The organism is Methanocellales archaeon (assembly GCA_028715985.1).
Classification (GTDB): domain Archaea; phylum Halobacteriota; class UBA148; order UBA148; family UBA148; genus UBA148.
On sequence record JAQUQR010000001.1, the window covers coordinates 292,883 to 308,110 of the forward strand.

Genomic DNA, 15,228 nt, shown 5'->3' on the forward strand with positions numbered 1-15,228 from the left:
TTTTTATAACCCATTTGGAAGTAACTTGGAAGTAAATTCCTCTTGGGTAACAGGCAATCAGTCTCATGGTATATAGATTTATGGGTGGTTTGAGGTATTTTCACCGGTGATTTGAGGTATTCTCACTCACCACTCATCGGTAAAAGGGTTTTTAAGCTGGAGGGCAATAATAGGTGATCATATGCTCAAAAGGGAGAATGTCTTGATTGAGGCGCTTCCTTACATCAGGGAGTTACAGGACTCTATCACCGTGATCAAGATCGGTGGGCATGCGATGCTAGATCGAAATGTCATGGAGGATATAGTCAGAGATGTGGTGCTTTTACGCTATGTGGGAGTGCGTCCTATAGTGGTGCATGGGGGAGGACCCGAGATAACCAGAAAGGCGGAGAAAATGGGGAAGAAGCCAGCTTTCGTAGCAGGGCTCAGAATTACGGATGATGAGACTTTAGAGATCGCGCAAATGGTGCTGGTTGGGAATGTTAATACACGCATCGTCTCCTTGATCGGCAAGCATGGCGCGAAAGGAATGGGGCTCTCTGGAAAAGATGGACGCTTGATCGTTGCGAGGAAGAAATCGCCCCAAAAAGTTCTCATAGATGGCGTTGAGCAAGAGGTGGACCTTGGGTGGGTGGGTGAAACCGAGAGGATAAATCCGGAGATACTTGTGTTGGCAGTCGAGAAGGGCTATATACCTGTGATATCGCCCATAGCAGTGGATACTGAGGGGAATAGCCTGAATATAAACGCAGACAGTGTTGCAGGCGACATAGCTTCATCGATAAAGTCCAAGAAGCTGATAATGCTGACGGATGTACCTGGCATTCTGCGTGACCCTTCAGACCCAAAATCCCTCATATCGCAGATCTCATTGGAAGAGGTCAAGAAACTGGTCTCTAGCGAAACGGTCCAAGAAGGAATGATTCCCAAGATAAAGGCATGCATAAAAGCAATTGAGGGCTCCGTAGAGAAAGCGCACATAATTGATGGAAATATGCCTCATGCGCTTTTGCTGGAACTTTTAACTGATAAAGGAATAGGAACTATGGTGTATAGATAGGTGAGAAATCATGGGAGCGATGCGAGAAATCGAGCTTGAAGGTCATATTATCGATTCGATGGTCCTGACGAAGGTATTCGATAAGGTAATGGACATGGATGGCGAGTTTGAAATCCTGGAGTTCAGGATTGGAAAACGCAAGACTGAGCATAGCTATGCTCGCCTCATGATCGTCGGCGAGGATGATGCACATGTGGACAGAATCCTAAGCGAATTACATCGATTGGGTGCACGATTGCCAGAAATGGAGGATGCCATCTTGGAGAGAACGCCAGCTGACAAAGTCATCCCGAAGGGCTTTTACTCCACTACTAATCATCCGACCTATGTCAGGCATAACGGCAAATGGCTGACCGTCGAAGGCATAGGGATGGATTGTTTGATTCAGGTAGATGGTAATAGGGCCATATGCAAGCCGCTTTCACATGTTCGCAAGGGCGATTTGGTCGTGATCGGGCAAAGGGGGGTGCGTGTGATCCCGCCCGAGCGCCCAAGAAAAAGATCGATTTTCGAGTTCATGGGCAATGCCACCTCTTCTGAGAGGCCCTCAGAGACGTTGATTCATCAGATTGCCGAAGAAATAATTGACGTCAAAAATAAGGGCGGCAAGATCGCAGTGGTGTGTGGGCCCGCAATAGTTCACACTGGGGCGTCAGGTGCACTCGCAGAGATGATCAAGAAAGGCTATGTGAGCGTCTTGTTGGCAGGAAATGCCTTGGCTGTTCATGATATCGAGTACAATCTGTATGGTACATCCCTCGGAATGGACATGGGGAAAGCGGAACCCGTGTCAGGAGGGCACAGACACCACATCTATGCGATCAGTGAAATCATGCGAGCTGGCTCCATAAGGGCTGCAGTGGAGCAGGGCATCATATCGGGAGGGATCATGTACGAATGCATTAAAAACGATACGCCCTTCGTGCTTGCCGGATCCATCAGGGATGATGGGCCCCTGCCAGACGTCATAACGGATGTGATGGTGGCACAGGACAAGATGAGGGCTGCGGTAAAAGACGTCGATCTGGTGCTGATGATGGCTACGATGCTGCACTCCATAGCTGTCGGCAATCGTCTCCCATCCTATGTGAAGACCATTTTTATCGATATCAACCCTGCCACCGTGACGAAGATCATGGACAGGGGAACAGCTCAGGCAATGGGCATCGTGACAGATGTGGGAACGTTCCTGCCAATGTTGGTTGAAGAGCTGGGTAAGTTAGAGAATATGTGACGTTACTTTTATACAATTCAAGCATGGGAACATAGGACATTTATGTAGCATATAAACGAGGTAGGCGATATTTATTCCCAATGGAGATAGGCAATGTAGGAAGGACAAACTATCTATAAAAGATGACAATTACAATGATTCTATTGTAAAATCAACTTTTTTCAATCATCACAGCCCTACTCAAATTCTATTTGAACCGTCATGTAAAACCACCTTTTCTGCTAGCCTGAGATTCTCATAGGTTTTTGGTTAGGTTAATAAATAAAATCTAAAGACAGTGCCCCTTATTTCTACAAGAGTGTGGCTAGATTTTTATTGATACGATGCTGTGTGTTTTTTGTCAATATTACTCAAAAAATTGCTTAAATTAAGCAATATTCTAACTAATTAACTATATCAATAGTGACAATAACATTTTAATACATAAGCGAGGGACACGTGCAAAATGCAAGATGAACAAAAAGATCGTTGGGTAGGATGGATTAAAACTCCAGAATATAGAGAACGCCTGCAGACAATAGAGAACCGTGTTATACAACTGTCATCTAATGAAATCAACACTAGTGGTTATACACCCCACGATGCCAGTCACTGTTTGGCAGTTGAAAATATGGTAAAAACTTTAATTCAAAAAAGCGAAGCCAAACTTAGCGATTTAGAACAATTTATTCTTTTTGGTGCCGTATGGACGCATGACTTGGGAATGTTCATGGACATACGAGAGGCTTTTTTCGAGGACCAAAAACAAGAGGTTAAAAAAGGAGAGTATAAACTGCGAGTTGCTAGAGAGATACATGACAAGATTTCAGCATGGTACTTATCTTCTAACTACAGTGAGATTCTAAAAATCCAGAGTGATGAAGATGGCCAATCAAAAACTATTATTGACAACTTGTTAAGAAACTATACCTACACTATAAATGTGATAAGTTGATTTCACCGTATAAGGGAAGACATAAAGGATTGTCCTAAAGAGAGATTACTAAAGGATGAGAAGATACGCACACGCCTATTAGCGTGTTTACTAAGATTAGGAGATACTTTGCATATTGACTCCAGTAGATTCGATGAAAAACTCTATGATGTCTTAGAAATAGGGCAACTACTGGATAGGAGTGCAAGACTTCATTGGCTGAGGTCATATGTTGTGTCTGGTGTATATTTGGATCCTAAAAGTGAAACCATTTTTGTCAACATTGACTTGCCGATATCCTTGAAATCTCCCCAGAACAACGAATTAGATAGAACGGAGGAGATCAGAAATCTAGTGTCTGTGATTATTAATGACCTTTCCGAAGACGTGCTGGTTGTTAGAGGGACATTTAAGGATTATGGTTTTCCCGCCTACGATAGAGTAGAACCCAATATATCTTTCATTCCAGGATATTCGGGAAAGGATGAGAAAGAAATAGAGGGTATGGTGAGTGACCTTGGAGTTGTCCTTTTTCCTAATACATCTAGAGTCATAGAGAAAGCCCTTGATAGCATCACCGCTATATGTAATATCTATTTTGGAATTGAAGGTCAGAGATTTGATAGTCAGATGGATGAATTGTTGTCATATCTCGAAAGTGTACACGAGACTCGGCCCTGTCACGTTGGACTCCGCAAGATAATTGATGAAGCACGTGATGTGTTTAATAATAGATCCTATCAGAATAAGAATAGGGGAGATGTATCAAGTCAGGATATAAAGAAATGTCAAGATAATATCTGCGCAAAACTCAATGAAATCAAAGATAAAAGAGAAGGATATCTAAAAAGCCTGTATAAAAAATGTGAAGACAACTTGCTGGATGACTTCGAAAACATAATTCTTTTTGCATACAGTGAAACAGTAACTCAATTTCTTGAAAAGTATGGTGAACACCACCCTTCATGGAAAGATCGAGTTAAACTCTATGTATTAGAGTGTGGTGGGAAAAGACGTTTTACGCGCAACAATAACATAGACTACAATGATGGTATATATTACGCGTTCCAGCTATCAAAGCACGGTTTCAAGAAAAAAGATCAAATCATGTTGTTGCCAGACACATCCTTTGGTTCTCTTGCATACAACCTGAAGAATCAAAATATGGCAAAAAAGTCTTTGGTCCTATTTGGGGTTAATGGCATCGATAAAGAGAGCCATGACTGCGGGCACACATCTGGGCATCGCATGGTAGCAATCGTGGCACAAGAATCCAGAATCCAAGTCAAGGTTATTGCAGATAGTTTCAAGGTAGGGAAAATAGAGTGGAGCCCCATGCTTGAGAGACCCGCTCACTGGCTAACAGGCAAACGGGACATGTATAGTGACATAAAAAAACACAACATCAAACTGACAAACTATTTAGAAGATAGAATTCCAATAGATCTAATAAATGAGATAATCAAAGATGGGGATAACATACCTGGAAAGGCTAAAAAATAAATGTCTGCAACTCGATTTAATCTTTCGCCTAATGATGTTGATGTATCCGATACAAAAATTTTTATTTCTTACAAAACGAAGGAATGGGAATACGCTAAAAAACTTAGCGAAGAACTGAGAAATTTAGGCTTTGGTATTATAATTGTTCCTCCACAACCATCAAGTTCTCCAAAAAAGAAGAATGAAGATATTAAAACATACCTTTCTGAACTAATAGATGATGCTGATTACATATGTATAATAGTCTCCGAAATGTCTCTCATGTCAGCTTGGGTTCAATACGAATTTAAGGAAGCTGCTAGTTTGATTGGTCGAGTTGTTTTCGTTAATAAAGATAATACGCAACTTTTTTCAGGATATGAAGCAGTTGATTACCTTCAAAAGGGATTTATATGGCGGAATTTATATGTAAAACATTCCACTCTTACATTACCGGAAATTACAAATGAGGGTGTAAATGAACTTGCTATACAATTACTAAATGATCCAGACGAAGGTTGGTATGATGGTCGAGTATCGGTTGGTCGAAGATGCCCAGCAAAAGGATTGCGTTATCAAAATAGGATGAAAAAATATGCCAGAGAGTGTGTTTTGGTAGATCCCAAATATGAGCATAAGTATGTTCTAGAGGTAATTCCATTTAATTGGAGCCAAATAGAATGCGATAAAGAAGATATGGAAGCTGTCTTAAAATCAATTATTCTGGATCGAGGACTCCTAAATCTTGAAAGATCTTTTCTTAATGATGAAGTAGACATTTTTCAAACTTGGTACTTCGTAACGGAATTTGAAGAATTTTTAGAAAAAGATGATTTTGGTCTTAACGTTTTTGTTGTGTTAGAGCGCTGATGGAACTTGATTTATATAAATATGGGGTGGAAGACTGTTCTATTTAAAGACTGCCTGCAATGGACGGCTAACAGCGAACAAACGAAATATAATATTTACAAATTGCTTTTCAACTTCGTTTGTTTTTTCGCAAAACGTTATTCCCCTAACCTCAACCACTACTCCACAAACATCAAGGGATAGTCCAGCTTCTCATCATATCTCATAATTCCCGCGACCTTGGCAACTTGATTTAGGATACAAGCAGTTATGTGCAATTGAAAAAGTTCGCCTTTAGAATGTTTTATAAATTTCAAGTCGTTATTTAAAGAAATATGGAGCTGGGAAAAAAGCTATATGTAACCAATAGAAACGATTGGCGTTCATGGCTTGCTAAAAATTATGATAAAGAAAAAGAAATTTGGCTAATTTATTATAGAAAATCATCTGGCAAACAAAGAATACCATACAACGATGCTGTTGAAGAAGCACTCTGCTATGGATGGATAGATAGCAATCTCAAAGGTATTGATGAAGAAAAATTTGCCCAAAGATTTACTCCAAGAAAACCGAAAAGTAAGCTTTCAGAGATGAATAAAGAACGTGTTCTTCGCCTTATAGAACAAGATAAAATGACTTTCATTGGTCTTGCTTCCATAGAACACGTATTTGATACAAACCAAAAAAATAAAAAATTAACAATTGCTCCTGATATTTTGAAAACCCTTAAACAAGACAATGAAGTTTGGAAAAACTTCCAGAAATTTCCTGACCCATACAAACGTATTCGTATCGGTTGGGTAGAAGGAGCTAGAACTCGCCCGAAACTTTTTAACCAGAGATTAAATTATTTTCTTAAGATGACAGCAAAGGATAAAAAATATGGGAAGGTACAGTAATAAAATGACGGCGCACTTCTTCGCAACTTCGTTGCTCGACCATGTTGCACTCTCGCCTTCGGCTCGGGGCACATAACAGCGATTAACAGGTTCAGCTCTTAGAGAGCCTCAACCCAAATTTACTTCGCAAACTTCTATTAATCGTATAGGTTAGGCGACATGCCTTCTTTATCTTTTAAGTAGTTTTCCAGCTAAACTTTAAGGATAAAGGGGCAAAACAAAATTTTTGATATAATGAAGTCAATTCAAGTCAAAAGACATTTAAATACTTATTAACCAAATTTAAACCTATGAAAGGATTTACCACAAACATCGAAAAAGACACCTTAAAAAACGAAAATTTCCGCAAGGTACTATACACCTCAAAACACAGCCAACTGGTTCTGATGAGTTTAAAGCCCAATGAGGACATCGGTATGGAAGTTCATTGGGAAAACGATCAATTCTTCCGCTTTGAAAAAGGGCAGGGAAAGTGCATCATTGACGGCAACGAATATAAAATTGGTGATGGTATAGCCGTTGTTGTGCCTGCCGGGGCGAAACACAATATTATTAACACATCGGATAAAGAAGAATTGAAGCTTTATACAATATATTCTCCTGCTCACCATAAAGATGGTATTGTCAGGGCTACTAAAAAAGAAGCAGAGGCTAGGGAAGCAGAATTTGATGGTGTAACGACTGAATAGAATAATTTCTTGAAAAGATTTTTGCAAGCGGCAAAGTAAAATGAAAGATAAAAAATGTGACAACAGCAGATAACAAGTGGATAAAGGGGAAATCAAAGATTTCCCGGATTGCCTTCAACAACCTCTTTTATCTGCAAATCGTTATACGCCATTAACTCGTTCAAGGAGAAGATAAAATATGATTGACATCATTTTATACTTATTAATCGGTTTATTTGCAGGGTTTGTCAGCGGGTTAATCGGCATCGGCGGTGGAGTCATTATCGTGCCGATATTGATTTATCTGTTGGGTCTAACACAGCACCAAGCACAAGGGACAACCTTGGCTTTGTTAATTCCCCCAATCGGTTTGTTAGCTGCTTGGACCTACTACAAGCATGGTTATGTAAATTTCACTATAGCGGTTTTTGTTTGCTTGGGTTTTTTTATCGGAGGATTGTTTGGTGCAAAGTTAGCTGTGGGATTGTCAAATGAAACACTGCGAAAGGTCTTTGGGGTTGCATTGCTGTTAGTAGCTTTATACATGATTTTTAAGAGATGAGCCCCCTACTCTATAGACATCAAGGGATAGTCCAGCTTCTCATCATATCTCATAATTCCCGCGACCTTGGCAGAGCCATATTGCACCTCTATGTGCACGTCCAGCATCCTGCCCTCCAGCTCGCAATAGCCGAATTTATTCAGCTTTTCCTGGACCCTGTCGCGGTCTATCAAGACCTTTGCGCTTAACACGTATGGCTGAGCTGAGACGCTCTTCTCGATGGCGCGCTCTAAGCTGTCCAGCGTCTCCATGTTGAGGGGTGCGCCCGTATACTGGTGATACAGCGCCCCCAGCTTGATGCCAAGCTCGAATAACGCGCGCTCTCTATCCGATCGCATATTTCACCTTCCACACTAACGGGCTTAATATGTAGCCCGTGACCATCATGAGGGGGATCAGGTTAATAAAGTGCACATTTTGGACGGAGTATATGATGATGCTGAAGATGAGTACAATGCCAACGGGCATCAGAATTTTTCTATCCTGAATTTTTGGATAGCTGATGCTGCTTACCATTAATGCTGAGAGAATCAGGTAGGAACCTGCCAATATCCGTGGATCTGCTTGGATGGTGATGAGCAGTGCCATACAGATTCCACTTGCGGTGATGGGTAACCCAACGAACTCCTTGCTTTTTGAACTTATGTTGAATCTCGCCAATCTCAGCATTCCACATGTCAGATAGGCTGCCGTAAAACCCGATGCAATATAGGGGTTTATCTCATTGATAAGCATGTAACCTGCTATAGCAGGCACGATGCCAAAAGATACGAAATCCGCAAAAGAGTCCAGGTTCACGCCGAAAACTCCGTTCTCTATGTTTCTTGCGATGAATCCATCTAAGCCATCTACAAGTGCTGCAACCAGGATTAATACAGAAGCGCTTCTAATCTCTCCCCTTGCCACCATCAAAAGGGCGACGAATCCGAGTAGCGCATTCACGATCGTCACCAAATCCGGTAACTTGATTAGCTTAAGAATGTTCATTTCATTTATCTCTCCCTCGCCTCGCTATCACCGTCTCTCCTGCTTTGACCCTGTCACCGGGTTTTACGGTGAGTTCATACTCAGGTGGGATGGTCACTTCCACTCTGGATCCCAATAATATCGCTCCAAGCCTTTGCCCCGCCTCCACTTTATCCCCTTCCTTCACATAGCAAACAATTCTCCTCGCCAGGATGCCTGCGATTTGAATTACGCTGACATCACCCTGCATCGTCTCGATCGTGATATGATTTTGCTCATTTTGATTCGTATTTAGGAACGCAGGCCTGTGCATTCCTTTCAAATATTTGATCTCTTTGATGATGCCCGGCAAAGGGGCTCTGTTGACATGCACATCGCGAAGCCTCATAAATATGGTCACTTTGCTCCCAGCATGCATGACCACTCCATCAGCTGGAGATATGAAGCCCGATCCCTTTGGTGTTCGGTTCGGATCCCTGAAGAACAGCATAAAAAAAATTACCAACGCAGCTCCAAGGATTGCGATCGGATACGTCTTAAGCAATATGGCGCCCATGGTTAACACCAGCGGAATCGCTATCCAACCCGCAGAGCCCTTGAACATCACCATCTCCTTAACATCCCTGTTAAATCTTCTATCATGTCTACAACTTCTGGCAAGATAAGAAAGACGATATAAGCTATCAGAAATAGCGCAATCGTGGACCCCATCTTCGCGAGTCCATGGTGTGCTATGTAAAAACTATGCTCACCGAACCATTGGTATCCATAAGCTGCCATGATGAACATGTTTCGGATTATGTTGAGGACGTATATCAATGGAACCGATGCCAGGAACGCCTTGAATCTTCGCATGGGGGGTGCGTCAACTGCAAAAGTAACCCCGGTAAACAGTGCCATGCTTTCGATTCCCGTGCAGGCAAGGATGATCTTGATTTTGTATTCATTCAGGAAGATGTAACTTCCCAGTTTTGTGGCGGGAGCACCCAACAAATTCAATCCCCAGACAGTCTGGGAGGTTACAGTCTCTATCAGCAAATCCCCTAAAAAAGACATTTCAGCAAACGGAAAGTAAAGGAACCCGCCGATCACCGCTGCGCAGGTTATCGTTAGCAGCGTGTCTGATTCAGGTGATCGGAGGTTTAAAAATACCATGCAAATGCAAAACAAGCTTACCAAAATCATCAGTACCGCGTTAAAAAAGTCTGAATTTTCGAGATAATGGGGCGGTTGTAGAGCCCAATGCGCTGCAAAAAACATCCATCCTGAGGCACCGATAAGGTTTTTATTTCTGGGTATGATTATTGCTACCAGAAACAATATAAGTGAGATCCAGAGAATTATCATGGTGCAACACCGTTATGAATCATGACCCCAATTATGATTTAGGCGTTTATAAAAGTTGATGAGAGAAGTAAAATGATATATGATTTAACGGTCGATGCAATAATCCTATGTAATCACAAGATCGTTTTGATCAAAAGAAAAAATCCGCCGTATGAAAATTATTACGCATTGCCAGGCGGCTTCGTTGAAAAAGGTGAGACAGTGGAGCAGGCTTTGATACGTGAAGCAAAGGAAGAAACTGGACTCGATGTAGAGATTCTAAAACTTGTGGGCGTTTATTCCGATCCCAACAGAGACCCACGTGGTAGGGTGGTGTCTTTGTGCTATCTGACAAAGGGGATTGGTAAGCTCGCTTTCGGCTCGGATTCAATTGAAGCTGCACTGTTTGATATTTCTGAGTTGCCGGAGCTCGCTTTTGATCATGCAAAGATGATTGCTGATGCAAGGGAGTATATAGATGGATTTTTGTCCAAAGTGCGGTAGCATACTGCTTCCTTCTGCTGACATGTTGAAATGTCGAAAATGTGGGCATGTTCAGATAAAGGAAGGGGGATTTGTCTCAAGGGAGCGCAGACAGGAAAGAGAGATGACGATACTCGAAAAAAAGGAAACAGGTTTGCCCACCACAAATGTGCGTTGCCCGGAGTGTGGCAATGGTACTGCATATTGGTGGCTTCGCCAGCTGCGCTCTGCAGACGAGAGCGAGGTGCGATTCTTCAAGTGCACGAAATGCGAAAAGACGTGGAGAGAGTACAATTAGTCGAACTTATTTTTCTTGAAATATCCTAAGTTCCATAAAGGATGAAACTTTTGTTTGTTATCAAAATGATTATAAGCTAAAAGTTGGTATCTTTAGGCGGGTGTGGAAAAATGGTATTCAGAGCAGTTATAGATGCAGACATATTGAAAGACTCGATAGAGGCGATATCCGCTCTTGTGGATGAAGCAAAGTTCAAGCTTGGTCCAGAGGGAATAAGTCTCACGGCAGTAGATCCAGCAAATGTTGCGATGGTATCTTTTGAGTTGGGCTCTAATGCGTTTGATTCTTATGAGTCTACAGAGGGTGAGATCGGGTTAGACCTGATTAAGCTGGTCAATGTCTTAGGAATGGCTAAGAGTTCTGATAAGGTCGGGCTTGAACTAAATGAAAAGACGCACAAGTTGTCGATCTCGATGGGTGGACTTTCATACACGCTTTCACTTCTAGATCCCTCCTCCATCAGAAAGGAGCCGAAAGTACCCTCTCTCGATCTGCCGGTAAAGGCCACGTTAAATGGAAATGACTTGAGAAAAGCAGTCAAAGCGGCAGAGACGGTGAGCGATCATATAACTCTTGGGGTGGACGGAGACGTCCTATTCATGGAAGCTAAGGGCGATACCGATCAAGTCAGGCTGGGGCTGACCAAGGATGAATTGATCGATCTGACTGCATCTGGTCCTGCCAGATCTTTGTTTTCGCTTGACTATCTAATTGATATGAGTAAATCCTTAAAAAAGGTAAATGAAATAACGATTCACCTGGGTAAGGATTACCCGATTAAGATCAATTTCATGATCGCTAATGGAAATGGTAAGGTTGGATATTTGCTCGCTCCTAGGATAGAGTCTTAATAATTATGGATATAGACCTAAAATATGCTTATTATCCCTTTACCTCTTGTGCTTCTGATTATGTGAAGCGTTCGGGCAAATCCATAGAAAGTTTGCTGGATGGCGAGTTTGGCAAGGCTGTCATTAACAGGGCTAAAGAGAGAGTTATCCAGGCCATCAGGGGCAGTATCAAAAATGCATTTGACGGGAAGAGCATTCCCATGGATGTAGACCTAGAAAAGGAGTTATTTTCATATCCTATTGCCCGAATTTTTGTGTCTTGTATTGGGGACCCCTATCTCATTAAACGCTATGCTTTGGCCGAGGCAGAGGCAGCGCATGTTCACATGAAAGCTGAAGAGCCAGAATTTCTGGAAAAACTTGCTAGGGAATTCAACATCCAATGTGTGCTCGGTAGGCACGATTTCCAAATCCATTTTGCGGATTATCTCAGGTTTGCGTCCAGGATGCATGATCTGGAGTGGAAGCTGGTGAATCGCCGCCTGGAGAATGGCTATGTGCCTGTAAACAAGAGGGATTTTGTTAGGCTGCTTCAGGAAGCTATACGTGATAGAATACAAAGCTCTCTTCCTCTAGATCTCCCACCTGCCTTGAAGAGTTCATTTTCACCCCATATAGCGGATATCAGCAGGCATTTCGAGGAATTAAAGGCAGAATTCCGCTCGGATGATTTTGGGGAGGTCGATTCGGAGTGTTTTCCTCCCTGTATTAAACATATGCTCGCTCTCGTACAGGCTGGTCAGAATTTAGCTCATTCTGCGCGTTTCGCGCTAACATCCTTTCTGGCAAACATTGGGATGAGCGCTGAGGAAATAATCGATATCTATCGCGTTTCGCCTGATTTTGATGAGGGACAGACAAGTTATCAGGTAAAACACATCCTGGGATCCTCTGGAAAGGCCTACACTGCACCCAATTGTGCCACGATGGCCACCTATGGGAATTGTTTTGGAAAAGAACGAATTTGTGATTGGGTCTCACATCCTTTAAGCTTCTATCGGAAGAAGCTGGATTATGATGGCAAGGCTCGACAAGAGGAAAGTGCGGGAGCTTCTGTTGAATCTACTATCGATGAGTAGTCTAAAATTTTCTATTACTTTTTCGATTGAGCCTCCATATAGGTCAAGGCTAAAGCCCCTCTCCAGGGCTGGTGGTCGTCAGTTTAACATGCTTCACACCCTTTAACGCCATCATCTTCTCCACGATATTCTTGACCTCTTGCGATTCACCCCTCACTAGTATGACTTCCAGACAATTTCTCTCATCCAAATGAACGTGAAGCGAAGATTCTATAAGGTTTGAATAGTCATGCTCTATGTCAGTAAGCTCGTCAACCAATCCTCTCTGGCTATGGTCAAAGATGAGTGTGATTGTTCCGACTCGATCCCCTTTTTGCTGGCTCATCCACTCATAGTCAACGATGTAGTTCCTTATCGCATCCCTGATGCCCTCTGATCGGGAAGAGTATCCTCTTAGCGATATAATTTCATCGAATCTACCCAGCAAATTGGCCGGGAGAGATACTCCAATTCTCATTAGGCCCTTCTTCATATTATCATCTTTTTATCTTATATAGCTCGTAGCAATAAATAACACTTTCGAGGTACGATAACGTCATTTTTTGATGTTAAGATTGATGTTTCCTACCAACTAATTATCTCGATTCAAAAATAGGGGCACCTCTGTTTAAGCACTTTATTTTTTCAGAAGTGTTGTGATGGACTAAAATTTGGATAAAGGAGAAAACGTAAACCCTTACGGACAAATAAATGTTGACTGTTGGTATTTTGGATCTGTTTGGTAGTATTGGAGTTTGGGAATTTCTCAGAGATACTCTGGACTAATACTGAACGAGAGTTCCATCCACCTTCGCTTTTTTTACCGCATACGTAAATGCCAGTAAACCCAGCGGCACCAGCACAACTGTGAATACTGCCAACGCGATTATATCAGGAGCAAGAGCACGCAGCGAGTATCCTTGTAGAAGCGCATGTCTCATCCCGCTTAGCGAATATGTAATTGGCAAAAGATGCGAGACAGTTTGCAGCCACTCTGGTAAAACTGTAATCGGAAAAAGCACGCCGCCAAAGAGTTCGGATGTGCTCATAAATAACATGTTTATCGGATCACCTCGTTTGAGTATCATAATGAAACTTGCAGAGATTATGCCAATGCTGCTGAAGCATATTATTGTCAGAATGAGAATAAGCATAGCAGCAAACAGATTTGCATTACTCATGTCCACACCCAGCAAGAAGGCACCAATCAAAAGATATATCAGAACTCTAAGAGAAGTGAAGATAAAACTCCAGAGAGAAGATAAAGTTATTATTGTTGAGGTATTAGTTGGGGTTACAAGCATTGCTTCTAATGTGCCCATCATCTGCTCACCTCTAATACTTTCTGAAAAACCCCTCAGCGCCGTCGTTAGATATCCTGAAAAGGCTATGCCTATCAGCACGAAGGAGAAATAATCTCCACCGTATGGCTCAAGATATTGCAATCCCGTACCTCCTATTAGTTTGGCAATAAAATAGAAGGTCAAAATCGAAAAAAGCATGAAGAACAGTCGCAAGAAGAGCTCGAATTTATAACTCGTTTGAAGTACAAAGTCTCTTATTATAAAAGAAAATGCTTTTTTGTGTATCAAAATCTTCTTATCCCCCCTATTCTTCCCCCATGCATCATCCCTCTTCTACCTTCACGCATCATCCTTTTACGTTCAGAGTAAGGGTGCATTGGTGTCCCCTCTTTTTTGAACTCCTTGCCTGTGTAATATAAAAACGCATCATCTAATGTGGGATTGGGTTTTTCCAACTCACTTTTCAGTTCTTCTGGACTTCCAATCACCTTTATTTCGCCTTCATCCATAATTGCAATTCTTTGGCATAATTGCTCTGCCTCGCCAAGGTGATGTGTCGATAGAAAAACGGTTTTTCCCTGTTCCTTTACAATATGCTCTTTAATAAATCCTCTTAAATTTTGCGCCGCGCCGGGGTCCAAACCCTTGGTTGGCTCGTCCATAAACACAACTTTCGGGTCGTTCAGCAACCCACGTGCAATAGCCATTCGTTGTTTCATTCCCGCGGAATAACTTAAAAACCTATCATCCGCTCTATTTTCTAAACCAACAAGATTCAATAGTTCGTCTACCCTTTTTTGTGCATCATAAGAATAAAAGTTATGAAGAGAAGCGAAAAATTTCAGATTCTGCCGCCCGGTAAGTCTCCAGTAAAAACTTCGTTCATCGGTAGTGATAAAACCAGTAGATTCCCTGACCTTTCCACTCTCTTCCACCATGTTATATCCGTTTACGTATGCTGTTCCTTCTGTGGGTAAAATTAGTGTGCATAGCATCTTTATGAGCGTGGTCTTGCCCGCTCCGTTTGGTCCGAGAATACCAAACAATTCCCCTTTTCCAATCGTTATGTTCACCTTCTCTACTGCTGTTATCTCATCTTTTCTGAAGGGGTGTATGAGAACCTCGGTAAATCCTTTTTGCAATGCGAACTTCTTCGTTAGGTCATACGTTTCAATAGAATATTCTAATTACTTCATCCTCCTATTGTTTCAACATTTACAAATTGAATTTTAGGTACATACACATTATAAACCGTCTATCTCTTCTAATAAGTTT

Annotated in this window: 19 protein-coding genes; 12 read left to right on the forward strand and 7 right to left on the reverse strand. The window is 41.9% G+C overall.

Translation table 11 applies throughout. The features are described 5' to 3' along the window. Positions 1-181 precede the first annotated feature (181 nt). The 8 genes from argB (at position 182) to PHI74_01830 (ending at position 7,667) form a co-directional block, all read left to right on the forward strand. A complete protein-coding gene (gene argB / locus PHI74_01795) occupies positions 182-1,060 on the forward strand; it encodes an acetylglutamate kinase (protein ID MDD5484746.1) in 879 nt (292 codons plus the stop codon). A 10-nt stretch (positions 1,061-1,070) separates the two neighbouring features. Beyond that, a complete protein-coding gene (locus PHI74_01800) occupies positions 1,071-2,294 on the forward strand; it encodes a TIGR00300 family protein (GenBank protein ID MDD5484747.1) in 1,224 nt (407 codons plus the stop codon). 445 nt (positions 2,295-2,739) lie between these two features. Beyond that, positions 2,740-3,228, forward strand: coding sequence for a hypothetical protein (locus PHI74_01805; protein ID MDD5484748.1), 489 nt, complete (start codon positions 2,740-2,742; stop codon positions 3,226-3,228). A gap of 108 nt (positions 3,229-3,336) precedes the next feature. Beyond that, positions 3,337-4,710: a hypothetical protein gene (locus PHI74_01810; GenBank protein ID MDD5484749.1), complete on the forward strand. Its 1,374-nt coding sequence runs from the start codon at positions 3,337-3,339 to the stop codon at positions 4,708-4,710. Next, the gene (locus tag PHI74_01815) at positions 4,711-5,559 is read left to right on the forward strand and encodes a toll/interleukin-1 receptor domain-containing protein (protein ID MDD5484750.1); all 849 of its coding nucleotides are present in this window, start codon (positions 4,711-4,713) and stop codon (positions 5,557-5,559) included. A 314-nt stretch (positions 5,560-5,873) separates the two neighbouring features. Next, positions 5,874-6,437, forward strand: a complete 564-nt coding sequence (locus PHI74_01820) for a YdeI/OmpD-associated family protein (GenBank protein MDD5484751.1) — start codon at positions 5,874-5,876, stop codon at positions 6,435-6,437. 290 nt (positions 6,438-6,727) lie between these two features. Continuing rightward, entirely contained in the window at positions 6,728-7,126 is a 399-nt protein-coding gene (locus PHI74_01825; GenBank protein ID MDD5484752.1) for a cupin domain-containing protein, read from the forward strand. Between the two features lie 178 nt (positions 7,127-7,304). Next, complete coding sequence (locus PHI74_01830) at positions 7,305-7,667, forward strand: sulfite exporter TauE/SafE family protein (protein MDD5484753.1); 363 nt, start codon at positions 7,305-7,307, stop codon at positions 7,665-7,667. 5 nt (positions 7,668-7,672) lie between these two features. Here PHI74_01830 and PHI74_01835 read toward each other — a convergent pair whose 3' ends face one another. From PHI74_01835 to artA, 4 genes are read right to left on the reverse strand one after another with little or no spacing between them, the layout of a single operon-like run. Next, the gene (locus PHI74_01835; protein ID MDD5484754.1) at positions 7,673-8,005 is read right to left on the reverse strand and encodes a dihydroneopterin aldolase family protein; all 333 of its coding nucleotides are present in this window, start codon (positions 8,003-8,005) and stop codon (positions 7,673-7,675) included. Next, positions 7,992-8,654, reverse strand: a complete 663-nt coding sequence (pssA, locus tag PHI74_01840) for a CDP-diacylglycerol--serine O-phosphatidyltransferase (protein ID MDD5484755.1) — start codon at positions 8,652-8,654, stop codon at positions 7,992-7,994. Before pssA ends, PHI74_01835 begins: the two co-directional genes overlap by 14 nt. Before the next feature lies 1 nt (position 8,655). Beyond that, positions 8,656-9,237 (reverse strand): phosphatidylserine decarboxylase, encoded by a 582-nt coding sequence (locus PHI74_01845; GenBank protein ID MDD5484756.1) that lies wholly within the window; start codon positions 9,235-9,237, stop codon positions 8,656-8,658. Further along, positions 9,237-9,980, reverse strand: a complete 744-nt coding sequence (gene artA / locus PHI74_01850) for an archaeosortase A (GenBank protein MDD5484757.1) — start codon at positions 9,978-9,980, stop codon at positions 9,237-9,239. Before artA ends, PHI74_01845 begins: the two co-directional genes overlap by 1 nt. A gap of 72 nt (positions 9,981-10,052) precedes the next feature. Here artA and PHI74_01855 point away from each other — a divergent pair, with 72 nt between their 5' ends. The 4 genes from PHI74_01855 (at position 10,053) to priL (ending at position 12,670) form a co-directional block, all read left to right on the forward strand. Further along, positions 10,053-10,463, forward strand: coding sequence for an NUDIX hydrolase (locus PHI74_01855; protein MDD5484758.1), 411 nt, complete (start codon positions 10,053-10,055; stop codon positions 10,461-10,463). Then, positions 10,438-10,740, forward strand: coding sequence for a transcription factor S (locus PHI74_01860; GenBank protein MDD5484759.1), 303 nt, complete (start codon positions 10,438-10,440; stop codon positions 10,738-10,740). The genes PHI74_01855 and PHI74_01860 overlap by 26 nt, the downstream gene beginning before the upstream one ends. A 110-nt stretch (positions 10,741-10,850) precedes the next feature. Continuing rightward, positions 10,851-11,591: a DNA polymerase sliding clamp gene (locus tag PHI74_01865; protein ID MDD5484760.1), complete on the forward strand. Its 741-nt coding sequence runs from the start codon at positions 10,851-10,853 to the stop codon at positions 11,589-11,591. A 5-nt stretch (positions 11,592-11,596) separates the two neighbouring features. Next, positions 11,597-12,670, forward strand: coding sequence for a DNA primase regulatory subunit PriL (gene priL, locus PHI74_01870; GenBank protein ID MDD5484761.1), 1,074 nt, complete (start codon positions 11,597-11,599; stop codon positions 12,668-12,670). A gap of 49 nt (positions 12,671-12,719) precedes the next feature. Here priL and nikR read toward each other — a convergent pair whose 3' ends face one another. The 3 genes from nikR to PHI74_01885 all read right to left on the reverse strand — a co-directional run bounded on the left by nikR (position 12,720) and on the right by PHI74_01885 (position 15,095). Next, a complete protein-coding gene (gene nikR, locus PHI74_01875; GenBank protein MDD5484762.1) occupies positions 12,720-13,142 on the reverse strand; it encodes a nickel-responsive transcriptional regulator NikR in 423 nt (140 codons plus the stop codon). Between the two features lie 289 nt (positions 13,143-13,431). Then, on the reverse strand, positions 13,432-14,241 hold the full coding sequence (locus PHI74_01880; GenBank protein MDD5484763.1) for an ABC transporter permease: 810 nt from the start codon (positions 14,239-14,241) through the stop codon (positions 13,432-13,434). Continuing rightward, the gene (locus PHI74_01885) at positions 14,238-15,095 is read right to left on the reverse strand and encodes an ABC transporter ATP-binding protein (GenBank protein MDD5484764.1); all 858 of its coding nucleotides are present in this window, start codon (positions 15,093-15,095) and stop codon (positions 14,238-14,240) included. Before PHI74_01885 ends, PHI74_01880 begins: the two co-directional genes overlap by 4 nt. Between the last annotated feature and the right edge of the window lie 133 nt (positions 15,096-15,228).

Coding starts and splice junctions, on each gene's coding strand:
- PHI74_01860 (MDD5484759.1), top strand. CDS start 10,438: ATGGATTTTTGTCCAAAGTGCGGTAGCATACTGCTTCCTTCTGCTGAC.
- argB (MDD5484746.1), top strand. CDS start 182: ATGCTCAAAAGGGAGAATGTCTTGATTGAGGCGCTTCCTTACATCAGG.
- PHI74_01865 (MDD5484760.1), top strand. CDS start 10,851: ATGGTATTCAGAGCAGTTATAGATGCAGACATATTGAAAGACTCGATA.
- pssA (MDD5484755.1), bottom strand. CDS start 8,654: ATGAACATTCTTAAGCTAATCAAGTTACCGGATTTGGTGACGATCGTG.
- PHI74_01825 (MDD5484752.1), top strand. CDS start 6,728: ATGAAAGGATTTACCACAAACATCGAAAAAGACACCTTAAAAAACGAA.
- PHI74_01805 (MDD5484748.1), top strand. CDS start 2,740: ATGCAAGATGAACAAAAAGATCGTTGGGTAGGATGGATTAAAACTCCA.
- nikR (MDD5484762.1), bottom strand. CDS start 13,142: ATGAAGAAGGGCCTAATGAGAATTGGAGTATCTCTCCCGGCCAATTTG.
- PHI74_01845 (MDD5484756.1), bottom strand. CDS start 9,237: ATGTTCAAGGGCTCTGCGGGTTGGATAGCGATTCCGCTGGTGTTAACC.
- priL (MDD5484761.1), top strand. CDS start 11,597: ATGGATATAGACCTAAAATATGCTTATTATCCCTTTACCTCTTGTGCT.
- PHI74_01855 (MDD5484758.1), top strand. CDS start 10,053: ATGATATATGATTTAACGGTCGATGCAATAATCCTATGTAATCACAAG.
- artA (MDD5484757.1), bottom strand. CDS start 9,980: ATGATAATTCTCTGGATCTCACTTATATTGTTTCTGGTAGCAATAATC.
- PHI74_01830 (MDD5484753.1), top strand. CDS start 7,305: ATGATTGACATCATTTTATACTTATTAATCGGTTTATTTGCAGGGTTT.
- PHI74_01800 (MDD5484747.1), top strand. CDS start 1,071: ATGGGAGCGATGCGAGAAATCGAGCTTGAAGGTCATATTATCGATTCG.
- PHI74_01820 (MDD5484751.1), top strand. CDS start 5,874: ATGGAGCTGGGAAAAAAGCTATATGTAACCAATAGAAACGATTGGCGT.
- PHI74_01815 (MDD5484750.1), top strand. CDS start 4,711: ATGTCTGCAACTCGATTTAATCTTTCGCCTAATGATGTTGATGTATCC.
- PHI74_01835 (MDD5484754.1), bottom strand. CDS start 8,005: ATGCGATCGGATAGAGAGCGCGCGTTATTCGAGCTTGGCATCAAGCTG.